General features: G+C 64.8%; 16 protein-coding genes and 1 pseudogene. 9 read left to right on the top strand and 8 right to left on the bottom strand.

Features of this window, described 5'->3' with window-relative positions; translation table 11 throughout:
• The first annotated feature begins 175 nt into the window (after positions 1–175).
• The 8 genes from GA0061099_RS00365 (at position 176) to GA0061099_RS00330 (ending at position 11,506) form a co-directional block, all read left to right on the top strand.
• Positions 176–1,402, top strand: coding sequence for a TetR/AcrR family transcriptional regulator (locus GA0061099_RS00365; protein ID WP_081492905.1), 1,227 nt, complete (start codon positions 176–178; stop codon positions 1,400–1,402).
• Positions 1,403–1,677: 275 nt separating this feature from the next.
• Entirely contained in the window at positions 1,678–2,910 is a 1,233-nt protein-coding gene (locus GA0061099_RS00360; protein ID WP_036023277.1) for a branched-chain amino acid ABC transporter substrate-binding protein, read from the top strand.
• A 114-nt stretch (positions 2,911–3,024) separates the two neighbouring features.
• Positions 3,025–3,972, top strand: a complete 948-nt coding sequence (locus GA0061099_RS00355; RefSeq protein WP_036005767.1) for a branched-chain amino acid ABC transporter permease — start codon at positions 3,025–3,027, stop codon at positions 3,970–3,972.
• Entirely contained in the window at positions 3,969–5,273 is a 1,305-nt protein-coding gene (locus tag GA0061099_RS00350; protein ID WP_036023278.1) for a branched-chain amino acid ABC transporter permease, read from the top strand. Before GA0061099_RS00355 ends, GA0061099_RS00350 begins: the two co-directional genes overlap by 4 nt.
• Complete coding sequence (locus GA0061099_RS00345; RefSeq protein WP_036005761.1) at positions 5,270–6,019, top strand: ABC transporter ATP-binding protein; 750 nt, start codon at positions 5,270–5,272, stop codon at positions 6,017–6,019. Before GA0061099_RS00350 ends, GA0061099_RS00345 begins: the two co-directional genes overlap by 4 nt.
• On the top strand, positions 6,019–6,714 hold the full coding sequence (locus GA0061099_RS00340) for an ABC transporter ATP-binding protein (protein WP_036005758.1): 696 nt from the start codon (positions 6,019–6,021) through the stop codon (positions 6,712–6,714). The genes GA0061099_RS00345 and GA0061099_RS00340 overlap by 1 nt, the downstream gene beginning before the upstream one ends.
• Before the next feature lie 365 nt (positions 6,715–7,079).
• On the top strand, positions 7,080–8,540 hold the full coding sequence (locus GA0061099_RS00335) for a sensor histidine kinase (RefSeq protein ID WP_036023279.1): 1,461 nt from the start codon (positions 7,080–7,082) through the stop codon (positions 8,538–8,540).
• Positions 8,537–11,506 carry a bifunctional [glutamine synthetase] adenylyltransferase/[glutamine synthetase]-adenylyl-L-tyrosine phosphorylase gene (locus GA0061099_RS00330; RefSeq protein WP_036023280.1) on the top strand — a complete coding sequence of 990 codons (2,970 nt, stop codon included), beginning with the start codon at positions 8,537–8,539 and terminating at the stop codon, positions 11,504–11,506. Before GA0061099_RS00335 ends, GA0061099_RS00330 begins: the two co-directional genes overlap by 4 nt.
• Here the strand turns inward: GA0061099_RS00330 and GA0061099_RS00325 are convergent.
• The 5 genes and pseudogenes from GA0061099_RS00325 to GA0061099_RS00305 form a co-directional block, all read right to left on the bottom strand.
• On the bottom strand, positions 11,481–11,714 hold the full coding sequence (locus tag GA0061099_RS00325; RefSeq protein ID WP_036023282.1) for a formate dehydrogenase subunit delta: 234 nt from the start codon (positions 11,712–11,714) through the stop codon (positions 11,481–11,483). The two genes, GA0061099_RS00330 and GA0061099_RS00325, sit on opposite strands and share 26 nt — an antisense overlap.
• Positions 11,704–12,531, bottom strand: a complete 828-nt coding sequence (fdhD, locus tag GA0061099_RS00320) for a formate dehydrogenase accessory sulfurtransferase FdhD (protein WP_036023283.1) — start codon at positions 12,529–12,531, stop codon at positions 11,704–11,706. The genes GA0061099_RS00325 and fdhD overlap by 11 nt, the downstream gene beginning before the upstream one ends.
• A gap of 4 nt (positions 12,532–12,535) precedes the next feature.
• A complete protein-coding gene (fdhF, locus tag GA0061099_RS00315) occupies positions 12,536–15,409 on the bottom strand; it encodes a formate dehydrogenase subunit alpha (protein ID WP_074447484.1) in 2,874 nt (957 codons plus the stop codon).
• A 10-nt stretch (positions 15,410–15,419) separates the two neighbouring features.
• A pseudogene (locus GA0061099_RS00310) lies at positions 15,420–16,975 on the bottom strand (formate dehydrogenase beta subunit).
• Complete coding sequence (locus GA0061099_RS00305; RefSeq protein WP_036023289.1) at positions 16,972–17,448, bottom strand: formate dehydrogenase subunit gamma; 477 nt, start codon at positions 17,446–17,448, stop codon at positions 16,972–16,974. The pseudogene GA0061099_RS00310 and the gene GA0061099_RS00305 overlap by 4 nt, the downstream one beginning before the upstream one ends.
• Positions 17,449–17,673: 225 nt before the next feature.
• Between GA0061099_RS00305 and GA0061099_RS00300 the strand changes: the two genes are divergently transcribed.
• Positions 17,674–18,567, top strand: a complete 894-nt coding sequence (locus GA0061099_RS00300) for a LysR family transcriptional regulator (RefSeq protein ID WP_036005748.1) — start codon at positions 17,674–17,676, stop codon at positions 18,565–18,567.
• Between the two features lie 226 nt (positions 18,568–18,793).
• Here GA0061099_RS00300 and GA0061099_RS00295 read toward each other — a convergent pair whose 3' ends face one another.
• From GA0061099_RS00295 to GA0061099_RS00285, 3 genes are all read right to left on the bottom strand, one after another.
• Entirely contained in the window at positions 18,794–21,124 is a 2,331-nt protein-coding gene (locus GA0061099_RS00295) for a PAS domain-containing sensor histidine kinase (protein WP_036005929.1), read from the bottom strand.
• A 215-nt stretch (positions 21,125–21,339) separates the two neighbouring features.
• Positions 21,340–22,713 carry a cation-efflux pump gene (locus GA0061099_RS00290; protein ID WP_036005745.1) on the bottom strand — a complete coding sequence of 458 codons (1,374 nt, stop codon included), beginning with the start codon at positions 22,711–22,713 and terminating at the stop codon, positions 21,340–21,342.
• Positions 22,714–22,921: 208 nt separating this feature from the next.
• On the bottom strand, positions 22,922–23,893 hold the full coding sequence (locus GA0061099_RS00285) for a zinc-binding dehydrogenase (RefSeq protein WP_036023291.1): 972 nt from the start codon (positions 23,891–23,893) through the stop codon (positions 22,922–22,924).
• Positions 23,894–23,898: the final 5 nt, after the last annotated feature.

Here is a 23,898-nt window from a genome sequence, read left to right as displayed (position 1 = left end):
CGGCGTCGATCTACGGCGCGCCTGCAATCATCGGCTGCGTCTTCATTTGCACCGCCGTCCGAGGGTTGCGGGCGATACTGGCCTAACGCCTCGTCCGATGGCAAGAATATCCGACGTGTGGTAGTGGACGTTTCACCGGGGTGAATCCGTCCACGATCAGGAAGGATATTCAAGCTTGCAAGTCGCCGCCTTCCCGTCCGACCGAGCTGAAGAGATCCTCGTGTCGGCTTCCAAGCTGTTTGCCCGCCATAGCTATGCGAATGTGACGATGGAGCAGGTCGCAGCATCGGTTCGATCGGTGCCGGGAGCGCTGTACCACTACTTCCGCGACAAGGAAGACCTGATCTTTCACTGCTACCTGCGCGGTCTTGCGATCTACAGGCACGAAATCGAGACGGCGGCCGAACCCGGGATAGACGGGCTCGAAATCGTCAGGCGCTTCATAAGAGCCCGGCTGCGGCCTGAAGGCCAGCGCATGATCCTGTTCTCCGACATCGATGCACTGGCTGCGTCTTACAGCAAAGACGTGCATGCCAGGCGCTGGCAGAATGCCGCGCTGCTCGCCGACTTTCTGAAGCGTGGCATTGCCGACGGCTCGATTGCCTGCGGGGAGCCGCTCCTTACGGCCGTCGCCCTCATCTCCATCCTGGATTGGGTTCCGTTCTGGTTCTCCGAGCGCGACTATTATTCGCGCCAGCAGGCGATTGATGCCATTGACGACATCATCACGCATGGGGTGTATCGGCGTGAGATTGCCTTACCGGACATGCCTGAAGCGCCGAGCCTGGCACCATTTCTCCAGTCCCGCTCGAAATTGAACAAGCGCGCCGCGAAGCTGGACAGGATGCTCTCGATTGCTTCGGACAGTTTCAATCGAAGGGGCGCGTCCGGTACGTCGCTCGAGAGCATCGCGGCGGAGGCAGGCATGACCCGCGCCGGCATCTATTATCATTTCAGCGAGAAGGAGCGCCTCTTGCTGGCTTGCCTGCGAAGAGGTCTGGCCGGTGAGATCGGGATTCGAGGATATTTGCAGGACCTGAGGCTCGGGGCGTTCGATTACGTCGTCCAGAGAGTCCGCCTGTTGTTGATGCTGCACGATACCCCTTGCGGCCCGAAGGCGACCTACCACAACATCAACTATCTCAACGACGTTGACCGCAAGCACTATGTCAGGCAGGTGCTCGCAACGATCCAGCAGGACCAGAGAAACCACCAGTGTTGGATCGACGAGGGATACTTCCGCAGCGTCGACACTTACTTCGCCGAACGCGTTCTGACTGGAATGGGCCACTGGTACCCGATCTGGTTCAGGGACGAGCGGAGCTGGTCTCCGATGCAGATTGCCGATTATTTTTCGCGGCTGTTCCTTTTGGGGCTCAAGCCCCGTCGGGGAGTGGTATAAAGCAACCAATCTGAGACCCTGATCGCGCTCTTCATCCTTTCCCGTTCGGACTTGATGTCAGCCGCAGATTGAGCGCGGCTTTGATCCCAAAAGTTGCCTGTGAATTCAATATTCCGGACGGCGCGCGGCAATCTTCACGTTGAGGCCGCAATTACTTCTTGCACCAAAACTTTACACAGTATTCAATATTGGAGTAGCGAAGAGTGGGCGCGACCGACGTTGTGAGTCAGCTTCGATCGCCAAGGACAAGAACATACAAAAGGGAGAAGGCCAGGATGCACAAGCTCGCAATTGTTGCGGCGGCAGCGCTGACGATGCTCGGAGGAGCGGCATTCGCGCAGGAAACAATCAAGTTCGGCTACATCGATCCGCTGTCCGGCGGTGGCGCCAGCATCGGTGAAGGCGGCTTGAAGACGTTCCAGTATCTGGCTGACGAGATCAACGCCAAGGGCGGCATATTGGGCCGCAAGATCGAGATTCTGCCTCTCGACAACAAGACCAACCCGCAGGAAAGCCTGGTGCAGGCGCAGAAGGCCATCGATGCCGGCGCCCGCTTCATCACGCAAGGCAACGGCTCGTCGGTCGCCGCAGCGCTGTCCGACTTCGTTACCAAGAACAACACGCGCAATCCCGGCAAGGAAGTGCTCTACTTCAACTATGCCGCCGTAGATCCGAGCCTGACCAACGAAAAGTGCAGCTACTGGCATTTTCGCTGGGATGCGAGCTCCGACATCAAGATGGAAGCGCTCACCAGCTACATGAAGGATGTCCCCGCGATCAAGAAGGTGTACCTGATCAACCAGGACTACTCCTTCGGCCAGTCGGTGCGTGCGGATGCGCGCAAGATGCTGGGCGCCAAGCGGCCCGACATCCAAATCGTCGGTGACGAACTGCATCCGCTGTTGAAGATCACCGACTTCTCGCCTTATATCGCCAAGATCAAGGCTTCGGGCGCCGATAGCGTCGTGACCGGCAACTGGGGCCAGGACATCGCACTGCTGCTCAAAGCCGCGGCGGACGCCGGCCTGAAGGTCAATTGGTACACCTACTATGCCGGCGGCGCTGGTGGTCCGACCGCAATCAAGCAGACCGGTCTCGACCATCAGGTCTTCCAGATCACCGAGGGCTTTGCCAATTCCGGCCACCAGCCGGCGATGGACTTCGAAAAGACCTTCCGTGCCAAGGTCAACATGTCGCTTTGGTATCCGCGCGCCGTCAACGAGATGCGCATGTTCAAGGCCGCGGCCGAGAAGGCCAACTCGCTCGACCCGGTGAAGGTCGCGGCTGCCCTCGAGGATCTCAAGTTCGAGGTGCTGGATGGCGGTGAGGGCGTCATGCGCAAGGACGATCACCAGTTCTTCCAGCCGATCTACATCTCCTCCTTCGGCAAGCTCGCTGCAGACGAGCCGTTCGACGAGGAAGGCACCGGCTGGGGATGGCATCTGGTTTCCAAGATCGACACATCCAAGACGATGGTTCCCACAACCTGCAAGATGACCCGGCCGTAAGCCTGGAATAGCTTTGCCTTCCCGCAGCCGACAGCGGCTCGCGGGAAGGTTGCTGCTCGCATCCGGACCGACTTCGCCGGGGCCGTTTCTGTCCCGGCCAGAGGTGTGATTACTGTGCTTGAACTGATCGTTATATCGACGCTGAACGGTCTGCTGTTCGGCATGCTGCTGTTCCTGCTGTCGAGCGGCCTGACCGTCATCTTCAGCATGATGGGCGTGCTCAACTTCGCCCATGCCAGCTTTTACATGCTCGGCGCCTTCTTCGGTTTCCAGCTCACCAAATGGATTGGCTTCTGGCCGGCCCTGCTGCTGGCTCCGCTGCTGGTCGGCGCGATCGGCATGGCGGTCGAGCGCTACGGCCTGCGCAATACGCACAAGCACGGCCATGTGGCGGAGTTGCTCCTGACCTTCGGTCTTGCGTTCGCGATCGAAGAAATCGTGGCGATGATGTGGGGCAGGAGCCCCGTCGATTACCGCGTGCCGGCGCTGCTCGACTTTCCGGCCTTCACGATCTTCTCGACGAATTATCCCGCCTACAAGATTTTCATGCTGGCTGTGTCGATCCTGATATTCATCGTGTTGCTGATGGTGCTCAAGCGCACGAGGGTGGGCCTGATCGTTCAGGCCGCGCTGACGCATCCCCATATGGTGGGGCATCTCGGTCACAATGTCGGACGCATATTCATGCTGGTGTTCGGCGTCGGCAGCGCGCTGGCGGGAATTGCCGGCGTGATCGCCGGTCCGGCGCTGGTGACGCAGTCCGACATGGCCGCGGCGCTGGGACCGATCCTGTTCGTCGTCATCGTGTTTGGCGGCCTCGGCTCCTTGCCGGGCGCCTTCATCGCCTCGCTGGTGATCGGCCTGATACAGACCTTCGCGGTGGCGCTGAACGGTTCGTTGGCGAGCGCCTTCGGTCCGCTCGATCCGTCGGCAGGGCCGTCCGTGCTCACCGACATCTGGAACGTCACCATTGCCCAGGTGGCGCCGATCGTACCCTACCTGCTGCTGGTGATCATTCTGATCGTACGCCCCATGGGCCTGATGGGGACGCGCGAGACATGAACGCCAAAACGACATCGACGCCGACATCGACAATCGCAGGGAAGCCGGCCGGCGACGGCCTGCGCTTCTACGGCATATGGCTTGCCGGCATCGCCGTGCTGATCGTGCTGCCGCTGATCTTCTCCTCCGGCGGCTCGCTGACGTCCTTCAGCCTGATCGGCATCGCGATCGTGTTCGCGCTGTCCTACAACATCCTGCTCGGCCAGACCGGCCTCTTGTCGTTCGGCCATGCGGTGCATTACGGCCTCGGCGGCTTCGCAGCGTGCCACATGATGAATGCAGTGGTCTCGCACGGCTGGCCAATCCCGCTGCCGTTCATACCGCTGTTCGGTGGACTCGGCGGCCTCGTTTTCGCGATCATCATCGGCTGGCTGATGACCAAGCGGGCTGGTACCGTGTTCTCGATGATCTCGCTCGGCATTGCCGAACTGGTGGCGTCGTCCTCGCTGATCCTGCGTTCGGTGTTCGGCGGCGAGTCCGGAATATCGACCGACCGCACGGCTTTGCCGAAGATCTTCGGCTTGAGTTTCGGCCCGCAGCTTCAGGTCTATTACCTCATCGCGTTCTGGCTGGTGATCTCGGCCGTCGCGATGTATGCGCTGACGCGGACCCCGCTGGGGCGAATCAGCAATGCGGTGCGGGACAACCCCGAGCGCGTCCAGTTCATCGGTTATGATCCGCACGTGGTGCGCTACATCGCCTTCTGTTTTGCCGGCTTCTTCGCTGGCGTGGCAGGGGGCCTGGCCGCGATCAACTTCGAGATCGCCAACGCCGCCTATCTCGGCGCGATCCAATCCGGCCTCGTGCTGTTCTCGACCTTCATTGGCGGCGTCGCGTACTTCTTCGGACCCATCCTGGGTGCAATCCTCGTGACCTATCTTCAGCTCGGGCTGACCAGCGTCACCGGCGTGTGGCAGCTCTATTTCGGCATTATCTTCATCGGCATCGTGATGCTGTCCCCCGGCGGCATCGCCGGGCTGGTCATGATGCACCGGCCGCTGGTTCGCGCCGGAACTCTGCCGACGGTGATCCCTTCCTATCTGATCGCGGCGGTGCCGACCTTGGCACTGGCTTGCGGTGTGATCCTGACGATCGAATCGATCTCGCGCACGCATAGCGGTCAGGGCAATCCGATCAACCTGTTCGGCGTTGCCTTCAGTCCGGCGTCGCCGCTGACGTGGGCGAGCGCGGCGGTCCTCCTCATCGGCGGCTTCTTCGTCGCGCGCCTGAGCTGGCGGCGCGTCGCCGAGGCATGGGACCGCGCGGCGACGGTCGCGCGCGATCGGGGGTACTTGGCATGACGGCAGCGATCGAAGTCCGCGCCGTTGAGAAGCGCTTTGGCAATGTCGGCATCATCCGCGATCTCAATCTCAGCGTCGCGCAAGGTGAGCGTCACGCCATCATCGGTCCGAACGGTGCCGGGAAATCGACGACGTTCAATCTCATCAGTGGCCACATCAAGCCGACCTCGGGCGAGGTGAGACTGAACGGCGATGTGATCTCCGGCCTCAGGCCGTTCGAGATCAACCGGCGCGGCCTGTCGCGGTCGTTCCAGGTCACCAACGTATTCGCGCGCATGTCGGTCTGGGAGAACGTCCGCTGTGCCGTGCTGTGGGCGACGGGGCACCGTTACGCCTTCTGGAAGAACGTCGATAGCCTGCCGGAGGTGCGCGAGCGCACGGCGCAAATCCTCGACGACATCCATCTGACGCATCGGCGCGATGTTCCGGCCGGCTTGTTGACCTACGCGGAGCAGCGCGAACTCGAGATCGGCATCACCATCGCCAGCGGCGCGACCGTCGTGCTACTGGACGAACCGACGGCGGGCATGAGCCACGCCGAGACCGACCGCGCGGTGTCGCTGATCCGGCGCCTGACCGAGGGCAAGACCCTGGTCATCGTCGAACACGACATGAGCGTTGTGTTCGGCCTGGCCGACCGCATTTCCGTGCTGGTCTACGGCCACATCATTGCTTCCGGCACGCCGGAGGAGATCAGGCGGGACCCGAAAGTTAAGGAAGCCTATCTCGGCGAGGAGGCGCACTGATGCTGGAGGTCAGGGACCTGCACGCCTATTACGGCAAGAGCCACATTCTCCAGGGCGTCGATCTCGACGTTGCGGCAGGCGAGGTCGTCAGCCTGCTCGGCCGCAACGGCGTCGGACGTTCGACCACTGTCAAGGCGATCATGGGCGAGGTTGCGCCGCAAGGCACGATCCGCTTCAAAGGCAAGGACATCGCGGGGCTGCCGAGCTACAGGATCGCGCGCCTCGGTCTCGGCTATGTGCCGGAGCATCGGGACATCTTTCCGGGGCTGACGGTCCGCCAGAATCTGCTCCTCGGCATCAAGGATACGCGGCGTCCCGGCAAATGGCAGCTTCAGGACATGCTCGACATGTTTCCGAATCTTGCCGCGCGGGCAGATACGCCTGCGGGGGTGCTGTCAGGCGGCGAGAAGCAGATGCTCACGACGTGCCGGACCCTGATGGGCGACCCCGATCTCATCATGATCGACGAGCCGACCGAAGGTCTTGCGCCCTTGATCGTGCAGCAGGTCGGCGATCTCATCGCCCGCATTGCGCAGGCCGGCGTCGCAATTTTGCTCGTCGAGCAGAAGCTGTCGATTGCGATGAAGATCTCCAACCGCGTCTACGTCATGGGGCACGGTCGTGTGGTCTTCGAAGGTACGCCCGAGCAACTGAAATCAAACAGCGACGTTCGCGCGCAATGGCTGGAAGTGTGAGGGAAGCCGGCGGGTTTGACCGCAATGGCGCGATGCCCTCGACAAGGACGTCCGCCGTAACGGCTGATGTTCCTCAGCGTGGTCGGAAGGGGAGGCCCACAGCGGATCACTGCTCTCGCAGGCTCCGTCCGGTGTCCGCATGGCCCGAGCTTGCGGGGATTTAACTTGGTTCCGATCGAGTGCCCCTTTAACGTTCCGCGTGCGCCTATCACGTGTGGTCACGAATGCCTTTCGCGTTGCTCGTTCCACAAGGGACCTAGGCGCAGGTGCGACAATCTATAGGCTATGTCATTGTAAACAAAGCGAAATACGTGAGTGTCGATGCTCGTGATGCAGGCGCGTGGTTGAAACTGGGTACATGATCCGTGACGGCATTCGGTAAACTCGTCCGCACCACGGCGTTCCGGCTGACGCTGGTCTATCTGCTGCTGTTCGCGATGTTCGCGGCCTCGCTGCTGGCCTATTTCGCCTGGAATACGCGGCGGCTGATCACCGAGGAGATCACGCAGACCGTCAATGCCGAGACCTCGGAGATCAACGAGATCTACGACCGCCGCGGCCTAGTCGGTCTCGTGCGCACGATCGAGTATCGGGCGCTGCGGCCAGGCGCCAATCTCTATCTCGTGACCACGCCGACGGGCCAGGCGATCGCCGGCAATGTCGGCTCGCTGGCGCCGGGCGTTATGGCGACGCGCGGCTGGTCAGAGACGGCCTACCGGCGGATCGAGGACAGCGATGACCGCGATCATCGCGCGCTGGTTCGTGTCACCGAATTGGAGAACGGCTTCCGGCTTCTGATCGGCCGCGACCTCGCCGAGCGGCGGCGCCTGTTCGGCATCGTCGCCAAGGCGGCGCAATTTTCGGTCCTGATCGTCGTCGTGCTCGGCCTCGGCGGCGGCATCTTCGTCGCGCGGCGGGTGCTGAGGCGCATCGACGCGATGACCGGCACGGCGCAGCGGATCATGACCGGCGATCTCAGCGAGCGCCTGCCCGTGGGGCGCAGCGGCGACGAGATCGATCGCCTCGCCGAGAACCTCAACGCCATGCTGGAGCGGATCGAGGCGCTGATGGCGGGGCTGAAGGAGGTTTCCGACAATATCGCCCACGACCTCAAGACGCCGCTGACGCGGCTGCGCAATCGCGCCGAGGAGGCGCTGGCGAGATCGGGCTGCGAGGCGGATTATCGCGCCGCGCTGGAGCGGACCATCGAGGAGTCCGACGGGCTGATCCGGACCTTCAACGCGCTGCTGATGATCGCGCGCGCGGAATCCGGACAGGCGCGCGGCAACATGGACGACTTCGACGCCGCAGAGGTCGCGGAGGGCATCCACGAGCTCTACGAGCCGCTCGCCGAGGACGACGGCATGACCCTGAAGGTCAAGTGCGAGCCGACGCCGGTTCATGCCAATCGCGAGCTGATCAGCCAGGCGCTCGCCAATCTTGTCGAGAACGCGATCAAATACGGCCAGCCCGCGGCACAGCCGGCGGGAACCGTGGTCAGCATGGACGCGAGGCAAATCACGATCGAGGCGAGGCGCGAGGGCGACCAGGTGCTGCTCAGCGTCACCGATCGCGGCCCCGGCATCCCCGAAGCCGACCGCAAGCACGTCATCGAGCGATTCGTGCGGCTGGAGGCCAGCCGCACGCTGCCGGGCTCGGGCCTCGGCCTCAGCCTCGCCTCGGCGGTGGCGACGTTGCACGGCGGCGAATTGCGCTTGGGCGATGCCCATCCCGGCCTTGTCGCCACGCTCGTGCTGCCGGCGCGCGCGGGCGCCGGCGACAGGGTTGCTCCGCCAACACCGGATGTGCCACAGAAGGTGGCATGAACCACTCCGCGCCGGGAAACGCGGACAAGCATGGTGAGAGGCTGGCCGCACGCTTCGCCGAGGCTCCCCATATTGCCGCTTCCGCAACCGATGAACCCCGTTTCGAAAGCTGGCTGGCCGAGCTCGAGCCGGCACAATCGGCCCGTCTCGAAACGCATCTCGGCCATCCCTTCGCCCGCGAGATCCTGACCGGGATTGCGGAATTCTCGCCCTATCTGTTCGAACTGGTGCGCGCCGATGCCTTGCGCCTGATCCGGCTGCTCGAATGCGATCCGGATGCGCATCTGACGGCGCTGATCGCGGAGGCGCGCAGCGCGGTGCTCGCGGCTTCGGAGGAGGCCGAGGTGATGCGGCTGCTCCGCCGCATGAAGGCTGAGGCTGCGCTCCTGATCGCGCTGTGCGATATCGGCGGTGTCTGGCCGGTGATGCGGGTGACGGCGGCGCTGACCGATGTCGCGGTGTCCTCGGTGCAGGCGGCACTGCAATATCTGCTGCGGCAGGAAGCCGCACGCGGCAAGCTCTCACCGCCCAATCCCGAGGCACCCGAAGAGGGCTGCGGGCTGATCGTGCTCGCGATGGGCAAGATGGGTGCGGGCGAGCTGAACTATTCCAGCGATATCGATCTCATCGTGTTCTTCGATCCCGATGCGACGACCCTCGCGCCCGATATCGAGCCGCAGCCGTTCTTCGTCCGCGTGACGCAAGGCATGGCGCGCATCCTGCAGCAGCGCACCTATGATGGTTACGTCTTCCGCGTCGATTTGCGACTGCGGCCCGACCCGTCCTCGACGCAGGTGGCGATCTCGCGGGACGCCGCGCTGAACTATTACGAGCGGGAAGGGCGCACCTGGGAGCGCGCCGCGATGATCAAGGCGCGGACCTGTGCCGGCGATTCAAAAGCGGGCGAGGCATTGCTCGCCGAGATCGCGCCGTTCGTCTGGCGCAAGCATCTCGACTTTGCCGCACTTGCCGACGTACACGACATGAAGCGGCAGATGCAGACCTATCGCGGCCAGAGCGAGGTTGCGGTCGAGGGCCACAACGTCAAGGTCGGACGCGGCGGCATTCGCGAGATCGAATTCTTCGCGCAGACCCAGCAATTGATTGCCGGCGGCCGCCATCCGGAATTGCGGGTGCGGCCGACACTGCGGGCGCTTGACGTGCTCGCCGCCAGCAACTGGATCACTGTGGCGGCGCGTGACGAGCTGGCGACCGCCTACGAATTCCTGCGCCGTGTCGAGCATCGCCTGCAGATGATCGCCGACGAGCAAACCCACACGCTGCCGGAGGACAAGCAAGCGGTCGAGCGCTTTGCGTGGTTCTTCGGCTATCGGACTCGGGAGGCCTTTGCGCGCGACCTCTTGCGCCAGCTCCAGATCGTCCAGGGCCATTACGAAAAACTGTTCGAGGGCGATGACCCCACCGGCACGGCGAGGCTGCCGGCGCTCGACTACGGTGCGGGCCCCGATGATCCGCGCCTGCTGCAGCACCTCGCGACGCTCGGCTTCAAGAAGCCCGCCGCGGTCGCGCAGACGGTGCGCGACTGGATCACCGGCGACTATCGCGTCTTCCGCGTTGAGGCGACGCGAAGCGCCTTCGTCGAGTTCGTGCCGGCCTTGATCGACGGCCTTGCCCATGCCGAAGAGCCGGATCGCGCCGTCGTTTCGTTCGATCATTTCCTCGGCGCGCTGCAGCGCGGCGGCCGGCTGATCACGCTGCTCGGCCAGAACCGCGATCTCGTCGCGCTGGTGGCGCTGGTGCTGGGAGCCGCGCCGCGGCTCGGCGACATGCTGGCGCGGCAGCCTCAGCTGATGGATGGCCTGATCGATCCGCGCTTCTTCGGCGCCATGCCCGACAGGCAGGAATTGTCGGGGCGGCTCGCGACCACCGTGCAGGACGCCGGCTCATACGAGGAGTTCCTCGATCGCCTGCGCCTGTTCGGGCAGGAGAGCCTGTTCCTGATCGGCACACGCATCCTCTCCGGCACCGTCTCGGCGCAGCAGGCGAGCACGGCCTTCGCCGACGTCGCGGAGGGAATCGTCCACACCGTGCACGGTCTCGTCGCCGATCGCTTCGCCGCCCAGCACGGCCGCATCAAGGGTCAGGAGACCGCGATCGTCGCGATGGGCCGGCTCGGCAGCCGCGAGATGACGGCCTCGTCCGATCTCGACCTGATCCTGCTCTATGATTTCGACGGCGACCATCCGGACTCCGACGGGGTGAAATCGCTTCACGGCGCACACTATTTCGCCCGTTTCACCCAGCGCCTGATCAGCGCCTTCACGACCCGCACCAATTACGGCGTGCTCTACGAGATCGACATGCGGCTGCGGCCCTCGGGACGCGCAGGTCCGGTGGCTTCGAGCCTCGTCTCGTTCGCGGACTACCAGGCGAACGAAGCCTGGACCTGGGAGCACATGGCATTGACGCGTGCGCGCGTGGTCTCGGCTTCGCCCGAATTCCGGGAACGGATCGAGCGCGTCATCCGCGATGTCCTGACCCGCCGCCGCGATCCTGCCATCACCGCCAACGACGTCGCCGACATGCGGCGTGCGATCGCGCAGGAGAAGGGCGAGGCCGATTGCTGGGATCTCAAGCATGCCGCCGGCGGCATGGTCGACATCGACTTCATCGCGCAATATCTCCAGCTCGTGCACGCGCACGACAAGCCCGAGATTCTCGACGTCAGCACCATGCAGGTGCTGGAAAATGCCTGCAGGATCGGCGTGCTCGCGCAATCCGAGACGGAGATTTTGCGGGCCGCGGCGCGGCTCTATCACGACCTCACGCAGATCCTGCGTCTCTGCGTCAGCGAGCGCTTCAAGCCTGATACCGCCGGCACCGACCTGCAACGCGTCATGGCGCGCGCCGGCGACGCGCCGGATTTCTCCTCGCTGGAGGCGCGGGTGAAGGAGACCCAGAGCGAGGTGCGGCGCGTGTTCAGGGCGCTGCTGGAAGGGTCATAGCCTTCTTCAGCGCGGTGATGGCCTCGCGCACGTCGGGCTCCAGGCCCGCACCGCCCGCATCGAGATGGGCGAAGATCGCGCGCTTCATGCGGGGATCCCAGAACTTCTTGATGTGCTCGGCAATGCCCGGCACGGCCTTGTCAGGGCCCTGGCTGCCAAAGAACTTGCCGATCTGGTTGGCCATGTAGATCAGGCGGTCAGGCGACATCGGCAACCTCCGTGGCATGGCGCGTGACGATCCGGTCGCCATGCGAAAACACTTCGAACCCGTCCTGGCGGGCGATGGCGATCAGCGTGATGCCGGCGGCTTCCGCCGTGCGCACCGCGAGCGCGGTCGGGGCGGAAACCGCGACCATCACCGGCGCGCCGATCGAGGCGGTCTTCTGTACCATCTCGACCGAGACGCGGCTCGTCAGCAGCACCATGCCGCCCCGCGCGTCCGTGCGGCTGCGCGCCAGGGCGCCGGCGAGCTTGTCGAGCGCGTTGTGGCGGCCGACATCCTCGCGCAGCGCGACGATGTTGCTTGTGGGGGACCAGAACGCGGCGGCGTGAACGGCGCGGGTCTGCAGATTGATCGATTGCAGCGGCGCGATGGCCTGCATCGCCGCCATGACTTGCTCGGGGGTGAAGGTCTGCCCGTCCGGGACGATCGCCGCGGGCCGCACCGCTTCGGCAATGGACTCGATGCCGCAGATGCCGCAGCCGGTGGGACCTGCAATGTGGCGACGGCGCTGGTTGATGCGCGCGGCATCTTCCGATGCCAGCCACATGCGCAGCTCGATGCCGTCGTCGAGGCGGACCATTTCGAGCGACTTGATGTCGTCGACCGACTTGACGATGCCTTCGCTCACGCTGAAACCGACCGCGAAATCCTCGAGGTTCTGCGGCGTTCCCATCATGACGGCATAGCTGCCGCCATTATAGGTCAGCGCCAACGGCGTCTCCTCCGGGACGAACCGCGTTCCTTCCGACGCCGCGCCGTTGCGCCAAATGTCGCGATCGATTGCCTGGACCGCTACGTGCATGCGCTTACTCCGCGGCTTCGGCCGGCACGATGCGGCGGGATTGGCGCGCCTGCGCATCATAGGCCTTTTGCCAGTCGGACGGGCCGTTCGAGGGCGAGACCTGCACCGCCGTGACCTTGTATTCGGGACAGTTGGTCGCCCAGTCCGAATAGTCGGTCGTGATGACGTTGGCCTGCGTGTCGGGATGATGGAAGGTGGTGTAGACGACGCCGGGCGCGACGCGGTCGGTGATCTCGGCGCGCAGCGTGGTCTCGCCGGCGCGGCTCTTCAGCCGCACCCAGTCGCCGTCGCGCACGCCGCGCTGCTCGGCATCATGCGGGTGGATCTCTAGCCGGTCCTCGGCATGCCAGACCACGTTTTCTGTGCGCCGCGTCTGCGCGCCGACATTGTACTGGCTGAGGATGCGGCCCGTGGTGAGCAGCAGCGGATAGCGCGGGCCGGTGCGCTCGTCCGTTGCGACGTATTCGGTCACGACGAACTTGCCCTTGCCGCGGACGAAGCCGTCGATATGCATCACCGGCGTGCCCTCGGGCGCCTTGTCGTTGCAGGGCCACTGCACCGAACCGAGCTCATCTAACTTGGCATAGGAGACGCCGGCGAAGGTCGGCGTCAGCGCCGCGATCTCGTCCATGATCTCGGACGGGTGGTTGTACTTCATGTCGAAGCCCATCGCCTTGGCAAGGCCGATGGTGACCTCCCAGTCGGCCAGGCCGTTCTTCGGCGTCATCACCTTGCGGACGCGCTGGATGCGGCGCTCGGCGTTGGTGAAGGTGCCGTCCTTCTCGAGGAAGCTCGAGCCGGGCAGAAAGACGTGGGCGTAGTTCGCGGTCTCGTTCAGGAAGAGGTCGTGGACGATGACGCACTCCATCGCCGATAGCGCCGCGACCACGTGGCTGGTGTTGGGATCGGACTGCAGGATGTCCTCGCCCTGAACATAGATGCCCATGAAGGTGCCTTCGACCGCGGCGTCGAACATGTTGGGAATGCGCAGGCCGGGCTCGGGGTTGAGCTTGACGTTCCACATCGCTTCGAACTGGTCGCGCACCGCGTCGCCGGAGATGTGGCGGTAGCCGGGCAGCTCGTGCGGAAACGAGCCCATGTCGCAGGAGCCTTGAACGTTATTTTGGCCGCGCAGCGGGTTCACGCCGACGCCGGGGCGGCCGATATTGCCTGTGACCATCGCGAGGTTGGCGATCGCGATCACGGTGGTCGAGCCCTGGCTGTGCTCGGTGACGCCGAGGCCATAATAGATCGCTCCGTTGCCGCCGGTGGCATAGATCCGCGCGGCTTCGCGCAGATCCCTGGGATTGACGCCGGTGAGGATGGCGGTGGCTTCGGGGCTGTTCTTCGGCTGGGCGACGAAGGCGGCCCATTCCTCGAACTCGCTCCAGTCGCAGCGCTCGCGCACGAAGGCTTCGTTGACGAGGCTTTCGGTGACAATGACATGCGCCAGCGCGGTCATGACGGCGACGTTGGTGCCGGGCATCAGGGGCAGGTGCAGCGCCTTCACATGCGGCGATTCCACCATCTCGGTGCGGCGCGGGTCGATCACGATCAGCTTGGCGCCCTGGCGCAGCCGCTTCTTCAAGCGGGACGCGAACACCGGATGGGCGGAAGCCGGATTGGCGCCGATCACGACCACGACGTCGGTGTCCTCGACCGAGTCGAAATCCTGCGTGCCGGCGGAGGTGCCGAAGGTGGTGGCCAGGCCATAGCCGGTCGGCGAATGGCAGACGCGGGCGCAGGTATCGACATTGTTGTTGCCGAAGCCGGCGCGGATCAGCTTCTGCACCAGATAGGTCTCTTCGTTGGTGCAGCGCGACGAGGTGATGCCGCCGATGGCGTCGCGGCCGTATTTCTTCTGGATACCGCGCATCCTGGCGGCGGCAAACGAGAACGCCTCGTCCCAGGACACTTCGCGCCAGGGATCCTCGATCCGTTCGCGGATCATCGGCTTGAGGATGCGCTCCTTGTGATTGGTATAGCCCCAGGCGAAGCGGCCCTTGACGCAGGAATGGCCGCGATTGGCCTTGCCGTCCTTGTAGGGCACCATGCGCACGACTTCTTCGCCGCGCATCTCCGCCTTGAAGGCACAGCCGACGCCGCAATAGGCGCAGGTGGTGACCACGGAATGTTCGGGCTGGCCAATCTCGATCACCGACTTCTCGGTCAGCGTCGCGGTCGGGCAGGCCTGCACGCAGGCGCCGCAGGAGACGCATTCGGAGCCCAAAAAACTCTCGCTCATGCCCGGCGAGACGCGACTGTCGAAGCCGCGTCCGGAGATGGTCAGCGCGAAGGTGCCTTGCACCTCCTCGCAGGCGCGGACGCAGCGCGAGCAGACGATGCACTTGGAGGGATCGTAGGTGAAGTATGGATTGGACTCGTCTTTCGGCATCCAGTGGTCGTTGTCGCAGCCGTGGCGCGTGGCAAAGACGTGGTTCTCGCCCTCATAGCCGTAACGCACATCGCGCAGGCCGACGGCGCCGGCCATGTCCTGTAACTCGCAATCGCCGTTGGCGCCGCAGGTGAGGCAGTCGAGCGGATGGTCGGAGATGTAGAGCTCCATAACGCCCTTGCGCAACTTTTTGAGTCGCTCGGTCTGGGTGTGCACGACGAGACCGTTCATCACTGGCGTGGTGCAGGAGGCCGGCGTTCCGGCGCGACCCTCGATCTCAACGAGGCAGAGTCGACAGGACCCGAACGCGTCGACCATGTCGGTTGCGCAGAGCTTCGGGATCTGGTGGCCGGCGTCCATCGCGGCGCGCATGATCGAGGTGCCCTCGGGCACCGTGACCTCTCTGCCGTCGATGATGAGCGTCACCATCGTCGTGGATTTGGAGCGCGGCGTGCCGTAGTCGATTTCTTCGATCAGAGACATCGTCGTTCTCCTATTCCGCGGCCTGCAGCGTGGTCGCGAGGGATGCGAAATCCTCCCGGAAGTGCTTCAACGCGCTGAGCACGGGGTAGGGCGTGAAGCCGCCGAGTGCGCAGAGCGAGCCGAATTTCATGGTGTTGCAGAGGTCCTCGACCAGCGCGATGTTTTCATTGACGCGCTCGCCGCGCATAATCTTCTCGATGGTCTCGACGCCGCGGGTCGAGCCGATCCGGCACGGCGTGCACTTGCCGCAGGATTCGACGGCACAGAACTCCATGGCGAAGCGCGCCTGCCTGCGCATGTCGACGCTGTCGTCGAACACGACGATGCCGCCATGGCCGATCAATCCGTCGCGTGCGGCAAAGGCCTCATAATCGAACGGCGTGTCGAACAGCGCACGGGGGAAATAGGCCCCTAACGGCCCGCCGACCTGCACGGCGCGGACCGGGCGGCCGGTAAAGGTGCCGCCGCCAATGTCGTCGACGAGCTCGCCGAGCGTCACACCGAAGGCGGTCTCGAACAGGCCACCGTAGCGGATGTTGCCCGCGAGCTGGATCGGCATCGTGCCGCGCGAGCGGCCCATGCCGAAATCGGCATACGCCTTGGCGCCCTCGGCGAGGATGAACGGGATCGCGGCGAACGACAGCACGTTGTTGATCACGGTCGGCTTGCCGAACAGGCCGTGATGCGCCGGCAGCGGCGGTTTTGCGCGCACGATGCCGCGGCGGCCTTCGAGACTTTCCAGCAGCGAGGTCTCCTCGCCACAGACATAGGCGCCGGCGCCGACGCGGACTTCGAGATCGAAGCTGGTGGTGGAGCCGCCGATCTTGTCGCCGAGATAGCCGCCGCGCCTGGCCGCCGCGATGGCGGCGTTCATGGCTTCCACCGCATGCGGATATTCGCTGCGGATGTAGATGTAGCCCTTGGTCGCGCCGACGGTGAGGCCGGCGATGGTCATGCCCTCGATCACCAGGAAGGGATCGCCTTCCATGATCATGCGGTCGGCAAAGGTGCCGCTGTCGCCCTCGTCGGCGTTGCAGACGATGAACTTGCGGTCGGCCTTGGCCTGCGCGACGGTCTTCCACTTGATCCCGGTCGGAAAGCCGGCGCCGCCGCGGCCGCGCAGGCCCGATGCGGTGACTTCGGTGAGGATCGCATCCGAGCCAAGCGAGAGAGCCCGCGCGAGGCCCTTGTAGCCGCCATGGGCACGGTAGTCGTCGAGCGAGCGCGGATCGATCACGCCGCAGCGCGCGAAGGTGAGGCGGGTTTGGCGCTTCAGCCAGGGATCTCGTCGGTGGCCCCTAACCGCAAGAGATGCGGGGTGTTGTTTGCGAGCGCGTCGAGCAGGGAGGGCACATCTGCTTCCGCCACCGGGCCGAAGGCGATGCGTCCCTGCGGCGTTGCGACCTCGACCAGCGGCTCCAGCCAGTACATTCCGCGCGAGCCGGTCCTGACGATTTCGATTGCAACACCGCGCGTGGCCGCGGCCCGCTCGAGCGCCTGCGCCACCTCGTCGGCGCCGACGGCGACCGCGCCAGCATCACGTGAGACGTAGACACGCATGCTCATCGCTGCGCCTCCGCAACCAGCGCATCGAGGCGCTTCTGGTCGAGCCGGCCGATCAGGCGGCCGTCGAGCATGGCGGATGGCGCGGTCGCGCACAGGCCGAGGCAATAGATCGGCTCCAGCGTGACGCGCTCGTCGGGCGTCGTGCTGCCGAGCGACACGCCGAGCTTCGTCTCCGCCCGCGCAACCAGCGCGTCGCCGCCGGCAGCCTGGCATGCCTCGGCGCGGCACAGCTTCAGCACATGGCGGCCGGCGGGCTTGTGGCGGAAATCATGATAGAAGGTGAACACCCCATGGACTTCGGCTCGCGACAAATTGAGCGCTTTCGCCACCATGGGAATCGCGGCTTCGGGCACATAGCCAAATGCGTCCTGAAGCGCATGCAGGATGACCAGCGTCGCTCCCTCCTGGTTGGCATGTTCGGCGATGATCTCTGCGCCGCGCGTCTCGTTCCAAGGCTCATAAACCGTTGTCATTCTTCGTTCTCAACCAGAGCGTTTCCTTCGCCGCAAACTAGTTGGAATCATTCGCAGATCAATAAAGCTGTCCCGTGCTGCGATTGCGGATTCCGATCGATTTGCAACCGCAATCGATCGATACGGATTGGTCATGAAAGTTGGGTGGGCTGCGGGTTTTTGCGTGTTGGTGCAGGCCCGGCGTGCTAGCTTGCGTGCCACGATGGAATCCGAGGGGACGGCCGGTTGATCGACAAGCTTGAACTATTGCTGGCGCTGGCGAAGGAGCGGCATTTCGGACGCGCGGCCGAGGCCTGCGGTGTGACGCAACCGACGATGTCGACCGGGCTCAAGCAGCTCGAGGAAATTCTCGGCGTGATGCTGGTCCAGCGCGGCTCGCGCTTTCAGGGATTTACGCCGGAAGGCGAGCGGGCGCTCGACTGGGCGCGGCGGATCGTGGGCGATGCCCGGGCGATGCGCGACGAGATCAACGGGCTGAAGCATCAGCTCTCCGGCGAGATCCGGATCGCGGCGGTCCCGACCGTGCTCGGCATGGTCGCCGCGCTGACGACGCCGTTCCGTGCCAAGCATCCGGAGGTGCGCTTCCGCATCCAGTCCACCACCTCGTCCGAGGTGCTGGGGCTCTTGGAAAATCTCGAGGTCGATGCGGGGCTGACCTATATCGAGAACGAGCCGATCGGCAAGGTGCGCACCATCCCGCTCTACAACGAGAGCTATCGCCTGCTCACCGCGCCGGACGCGATGTTCGGCGATCGCGAGACGGTGACCTGGACCGAGGTCGGGCAAGTGCCGCTGTGCCTCTTGACGCCCGACATGCAGAACCGTCGCATCATCGACCGCGCGTTGCGATCGGTCGGCGCGGAGGCGACGCCGACGTTGACGTCGAACTCGCTGCTGGTGCTGTTCACACACGTCAAGACCGGGCGCTGGGCCAGCGTGATGCCGGCCAAGCTCGCCGAGACACTCGGCCTGTCCGACACCGTCCGCTCAATCCCGATCGTCGACCCCGAGGTCAATTACAGCATCGGCCTGGTGATCCCGCAGCGCGATCCCATGACGCCGCTGATCGCAGCGCTGGTCAACGTCGCGCGCGAAGTCGCGCCGACGCTGCAATCGTAAGCGGAAGGTCTTTTGGCTGAGCCGAGTGAACCGAGAGCTCTTCTTCCCCTCTCCCCTTGTGGGAGAGGGTGGCTCGCCGCGTAGCGGCGAGACGGGTGAGGGGTATCTCTCCTCCCGAAAGTATTGGCGTGGATAGACACCCCTCATCCGGCGCTTCGCGCCACCTTCTCCCACAAGGGGAGAAGGGCATCCCAGATCGAAACTGACTCGATCGTTGCTCGCGGTTTTAAGCCGCAGCCGATATCCCCGATCCCGCCTTCACCGCATCCCGCGGCAGGGTCACGCGCACGACGGTGCCGACGTCGATCTTCGAGCGCAGGCGCATCGAGCCGCCGTGGAGCTGCGCCAGTGAGCGGGCGATGGCAAGGCCGAGGCCCGAGCCGTGATAGGTCTTGGTGAGCTGGCTCTCGACCTGCTCGAAGGGACGCCCGAGCCGCGCCAGCGAATGCGGTGCGATGCCGATGCCGGTGTCGGCGATCATCAGCACGATCCTGTCGTCGAGCTGCCGGCTGCGCACCACGACCCGTCCGCCGTCGGGCGTGAACTTCACGGCGTTGGAGAGCAGGTTGACGATGATCTGCTTGGTGGCGCGGCGGTCGGCGACGACCGAGATGGATTTTGCGATGTCGGCATCGAGCGTCAGGTGCTTGTCCTGCGCACGGCCGGTGACGACCCTCAACGATTCGGCAAGCGTCTGCGCGAGGTCGAGCTCTTCCATGTCGAGCTTCATGCGGCCGGCCTCGATCTTGGACATGTCGAGGATGTCGTTGATGACCTCGAGCAGATAATGGCCGCTGGTCAGGATGTCCTGGCAATATTCCTGGTACTTCTCGCTGCCGAGCTCGCCGAACATGCCCGACCCCATGATCTCGGAGAAGCCGATGATGGCATTGAGCGGCGTGCGCAGCTCGTGGCTCATATTGGCGAGGAATTTCGACTTGGTCTGGTTGGCTTCCTCGGCGCGGGTCTTCTCGCGCTGGTACTTCTCGGCGAGGTCGGCGAGCTCGACCGCCTGGCGCTCCAGCGCGGCCTGTGAGCGCTTGAGGTCGATGACGGTGGCGCGCAGGCGTAGATCGTTGTCGACCAGCTTCTGCTCGTGCTCCTTGATGCGGGTGATGTCGGTGCCGACCGAGACGTAGCCGCCGTCCTTGGTGCGGCGCTCGCTGATGTGCAGCCAGCTGCCGTCATCGAGCTGCGCCTCGAAGGTGCGCGCCCCCGGGCCCTGGGCCGCGGTCTCGTTGTGGCGGGTGCGCACCTCCGGCATGCGGCCGACCTCGAGCACGGTCTCGTAGGAGGTGCCGGGGATGACCGCGGTGTCGGGCAGCTTGTGCAGGCGCTGGAAGTGCGAGTTGCAGAGCACCAGGCGGTCGCTCGCATCCCACAGCACGAAGGCCTCCGGAATGGTCTCGATCGCGTCGCGCAGGCGGAGGTCGGCTTCCACGGTCTTTTCGGCGAGGCTCTTCTGCTCGGTGATGTCGACGGCGATCCCGATCAGGTGGACGCTGGAATCGGTCGCCCCGCGCGTCTTCTCGCAGCGGACGCGGAGCCAGATCCAGTGGCCGTCGACATGCTGCATGCGGAAGGTCTGGTCGATATGGTCGATCTTCTCGGAGATGAGCTGGTCGGCGATCGCGAACAGGTCGATGTCATCGGACTTCACCAGCGCATTGACCTCTCCGAAGGTGAGGAGTTCGTGACGGCCGTCGAGACCGAGGATCGAGAACATCGACTGCGACCAGAAGATCCGGCCGCGCGACAGGTCCCAGTCCCACAGCCCGCAGCGGCCGCGGTTGAGCGCCGTGTCGATGCGGCCGCGCACCGCGTCGTTGATGAGGTCGCCTTCGCGGGCGCGGGTCGACTGCCAGTGGAAGGCGAAGCCCAGGATCAGGACGACGAAGCCCGTGGTCGCCGACAGCGTCACTGAAAGCGCGGCGTCCGAGCCCCAGATCGGCTCGTTGCGCTCCTGGATCACGGTGACGAAGCCGGGCAGTGACTTGATCTGCCGCGAGGTCGCCATCGCCGCGTTGCCGCTCGGCAGCGTCAGGTCGGAGACGTTGGCGTCGCGTGGCGGCGCCGCGACCAGCTGCGCGGTCGTGATCGCATCGAGCAGGCGGTCGTTGCCGATCGGGTCGCTGTCGGCCGGGATGCGCGCGAGGATGCGGCGGTCGATGCCGGCGGAGGTGACGATGACGTGCCGGCCCGAGGCCGTGGCCCAGGACGGAATGAGATCAGGCAGCAGCGTCGGCAGGCCCTCGATGGTCTTGAGCCGCTCCTGGCGAACCGAAGTGAGGCGGTCGATGCGCTCGGCGAGCAGGTCGGCGAGCGCCGAAATGTCGTGTCGGATCACCAGCCGCTTCTGGCGCGTTTGATCGACCACCTGCACGAAGGCACCGAGGCAGATCGTGATCAGGAAGGCGATGATGAGCGTCGGCACGGCGCGACGCAGCGCCGGCTCCGCGATCAACAGCCGATGATAGGCAGGTTTCGCGATCGATTGCGCCAATCCCTTGATCGAATCGGATTGGACGCACGCGTTCGCGGCGTCTGCACGCGACATGCCTTCGGCCCCCTGAAAAACGAGTTCCGGAAGCAGCCCCACGTCACTTCCGAATCACACCGATTTGAATCCAGTTTTCGCGGGCTGTCGAGAGTCAACGAATCGTTAACGCGAAATTATTCTTATCCAACACGCAGTTTGTGCGTCGCGCGTCCGCAAAGGCACGGGTGCAACGAGTCCGAAACGAGAACGTGTGACTCGTCGCGCATTCTTCATCACGCCCGCGGCGGCTCGGCGTGGCTGATGACGCGCTTCACGCTCGGGAACGCGCGCCGCAACGCACGCTCGATCGCGTCGACATGCTCGTGCACCTTGATCACGCTCATCGACGGTGTTGCGCGGCAGTGGAAGTTGACGATCTCGCCGGCGTCGGTGTTGCGGACCCGCACATTGTGGATGTCGTGGATCTCGCTGCCGGCGGCATATTCCGTCAGCGCGGCGGCGATGGTCCGCACCCGGTCCGGCGTGGCATCGACCCCGAACGGAAGTTCCGGTTCCAGCGGCTCGATGTGAACGTCGACCTCGACGTCCTCGCCGAACTCCTCCTGGATGTTGCGCTCCAGCGTGTTGGCGATGTCGTGCGCGGCCTCGAGCTGCATGTTGGCATCGACCTCGAGGTCGATGCTGACGATCAGCTTGACGCCGAGATCGTGCACCGTGACGTGGTGGACGGCGAGGGCGGAATTGCGCGCGATCACCATGATGCGGTCGCGCACGGTCTCGTTGTCGCGCGCGACGGGCACTGCGGCGAAGGTAAGGTCGGCATCGCCGAAAGCCTTGGCGACGGCGGCCTGCGCGTTGCGCTTGATGTCCTCGACCCGGTCGATCGGATAGGTCCGCGGCACCTTCGCGATAGTGTCGATGAACGTGGTCGCTCCGACCATGCGCACGCGCAAGCGTTCGACGTCGATCACGCCGGGCACGCTGCGGATCGCCGCTTTGGCCTTCTCCTGCGCGCCTTCGGGAGCGCGATCGACCAGCGTCTGCACGGTCGAGCCGGCCATGCGCAGGCCGAGCGCTGCGATCATCACGGCAACCGCTGCGGCCGCCGCGGTGTCGCCCCACCAGAAGCCGAGCCCAGCCAGGATCAGGCCCACGATCACGGCGCAGGAGCCCATCACGTCCGAGGCGAAATGCAGCGCGTCGGCCGCCAAGGCCTGGCTTCTGGTCTCCCGCGCGGCATGGTGCAGGGCGCGGGCGCGCCAGAGATTGACGGCGATATCGATCACCAGCACCACGAACGGCACGGCCGAGATGGTCGGCGGCGGGGTTCCCTCGCGCAGCCGGCTATAGGCCTCGACCAGGATGCCCCCGGCCAGCACGTAGAGCAGGGCGGTGACGCCGAGCGCGGAGATGCTTTCCAGCTTGCCGTGGCCGTAATGGTGCTCCTCGTCGGCGGGCTTGTCGGACACCCGCACCACCGCCCAGGTGATGATGGTCGCAACCAGGTCGATCAGGGAATGCAGGGCTTCCGAGATCAGCGCCAGCGAGCCGATCGCGATCCCGACCGCGAACTTGGCCGCCGCCATGCCGCCGCTGGCGAAGATCGAGATGGCCGCGACCGAGGTTTTGTCATGCTGGGAGGTCATGGGCGGGGATTTAGCAGCCCCGTGTGGGACATCAAGCGATGATCCACAGGATGTAGTCGCTAGTGAGTTGCAGGAGCGGTCTACGCCTTGCTCCGGCCCCGTAGGGTGGGCAAAGGCGCGTTAGCGCCGTGCCCACCATTCGTCCGCGATGGATGCAGATCGTGGGCACGCTTCGCTTTGCCCACCCTACCGGGCCGCTGCCGGCGCCCTACGGCACCGTCACCACGATCTTCCCCAGATGCCTGTTCGCTTCCATGTGCTCGAACGCCTGGTCGATCTCGCCGAACGCGAACACCTTGTCGATCGGCAGTTGCAGCTTGCGCGATTCCACCGCGCCCCAGATGTCCCTGCGGACCTCGGCAAAGATCTCGCGGACCTCCTCGATGGTACGGCTGCGGAAGGTGACGCCGACATAGTCGATGCGGCGGGCCGCGTGCAGGTCGAAATTGAAGTCGGCATGGGTGCCGCCGAGGCGGCCGACATTGACGATGCGGCCCTTGATCTTCGTCGCGGCGAGGTTCTGGTTGGCGACCTTGCCCGAGACCTGGTCGACGATGAGGTCGACGCCTTCGCCGTTCGTCGCCTTCAGCACCTCGTCGACCCATTTCGGATCGGAGCTGTCGACGGCGAGGTCGGCGCCATACTCCTTCAGCCGGCCGCGGCGATACGCGTCGGTGGACGAGCCGATCACCAGCTTCGCGCCCTTGAGCCGGGCGATCTGCATTGCCATCAGCCCGACGCCGGAGCTCGCACCCTGGACCAGCACGCTCTGGCCAGCCTGCACCCCGCCGATCGTGACGACGGCGTTGTGCATGGTCGCGAGCGCGACGGGGAGGGTGGCGGCCTCCTCGAAATTCATGTTCGACGGCGTGTGGAGCAGCCGGCCGTGATCGGCCAGCGTATATTCGGCGAACGCCGCGCCGCCCGATCCCATGATGCGGTCGCCGATCTTCACGCCCTTCGCATCGGGCCCGAGCTCGGCGACCTCACCGGCCCATTCCATGCCCAGCACGGTGCCGACGCCGCCGGCCGCGCCATGGGCGTGGCCCTTGCGCATGCCGGTGTCGGCGCGATTGAGGCCGCAGGCGCGAACGCGGACGAGCACCTGCGTGCCTTTGGGCTTTGGTTGAGCGACGTCGGAAATCCCCGCGCCTTCAGGGCCGTAGACGTAGGCTTTCATGCAAT

Origin of the sequence: Bradyrhizobium yuanmingense (assembly GCF_900094575.1) — a bacterium.
Classification (GTDB): domain Bacteria; phylum Pseudomonadota; class Alphaproteobacteria; order Rhizobiales; family Xanthobacteraceae; genus Bradyrhizobium; species Bradyrhizobium yuanmingense.
The sequence above is the reverse complement of the archived record's forward strand: the minus strand, read 5'-3'. Positions and strand labels throughout refer to the sequence as shown.

Coding starts and splice junctions, on each gene's coding strand:
- GA0061099_RS00360 (WP_036023277.1), top strand. CDS start 1,678: ATGCACAAGCTCGCAATTGTTGCGGCGGCAGCGCTGACGATGCTCGGA.
- GA0061099_RS00350 (WP_036023278.1), top strand. CDS start 3,969: ATGAACGCCAAAACGACATCGACGCCGACATCGACAATCGCAGGGAAG.
- GA0061099_RS00345 (WP_036005761.1), top strand. CDS start 5,270: ATGACGGCAGCGATCGAAGTCCGCGCCGTTGAGAAGCGCTTTGGCAAT.
- GA0061099_RS00340 (WP_036005758.1), top strand. CDS start 6,019: ATGCTGGAGGTCAGGGACCTGCACGCCTATTACGGCAAGAGCCACATT.
- GA0061099_RS00330 (WP_036023280.1), top strand. CDS start 8,537: ATGAACCACTCCGCGCCGGGAAACGCGGACAAGCATGGTGAGAGGCTG.
- GA0061099_RS00325 (WP_036023282.1), bottom strand. CDS start 11,714: ATGTCGCCTGACCGCCTGATCTACATGGCCAACCAGATCGGCAAGTTC.
- fdhD (WP_036023283.1), bottom strand. CDS start 12,531: ATGCACGTAGCGGTCCAGGCAATCGATCGCGACATTTGGCGCAACGGC.
- fdhF (WP_074447484.1), bottom strand. CDS start 15,409: ATGTCTCTGATCGAAGAAATCGACTACGGCACGCCGCGCTCCAAATCC.
- GA0061099_RS00305 (WP_036023289.1), bottom strand. CDS start 17,448: ATGACAACGGTTTATGAGCCTTGGAACGAGACGCGCGGCGCAGAGATC.
- GA0061099_RS00295 (WP_036005929.1), bottom strand. CDS start 21,124: ATGTCGCGTGCAGACGCCGCGAACGCGTGCGTCCAATCCGATTCGATC.
- GA0061099_RS00290 (WP_036005745.1), bottom strand. CDS start 22,713: ATGACCTCCCAGCATGACAAAACCTCGGTCGCGGCCATCTCGATCTTC.
- GA0061099_RS00285 (WP_036023291.1), bottom strand. CDS start 23,893: ATGAAAGCCTACGTCTACGGCCCTGAAGGCGCGGGGATTTCCGACGTC.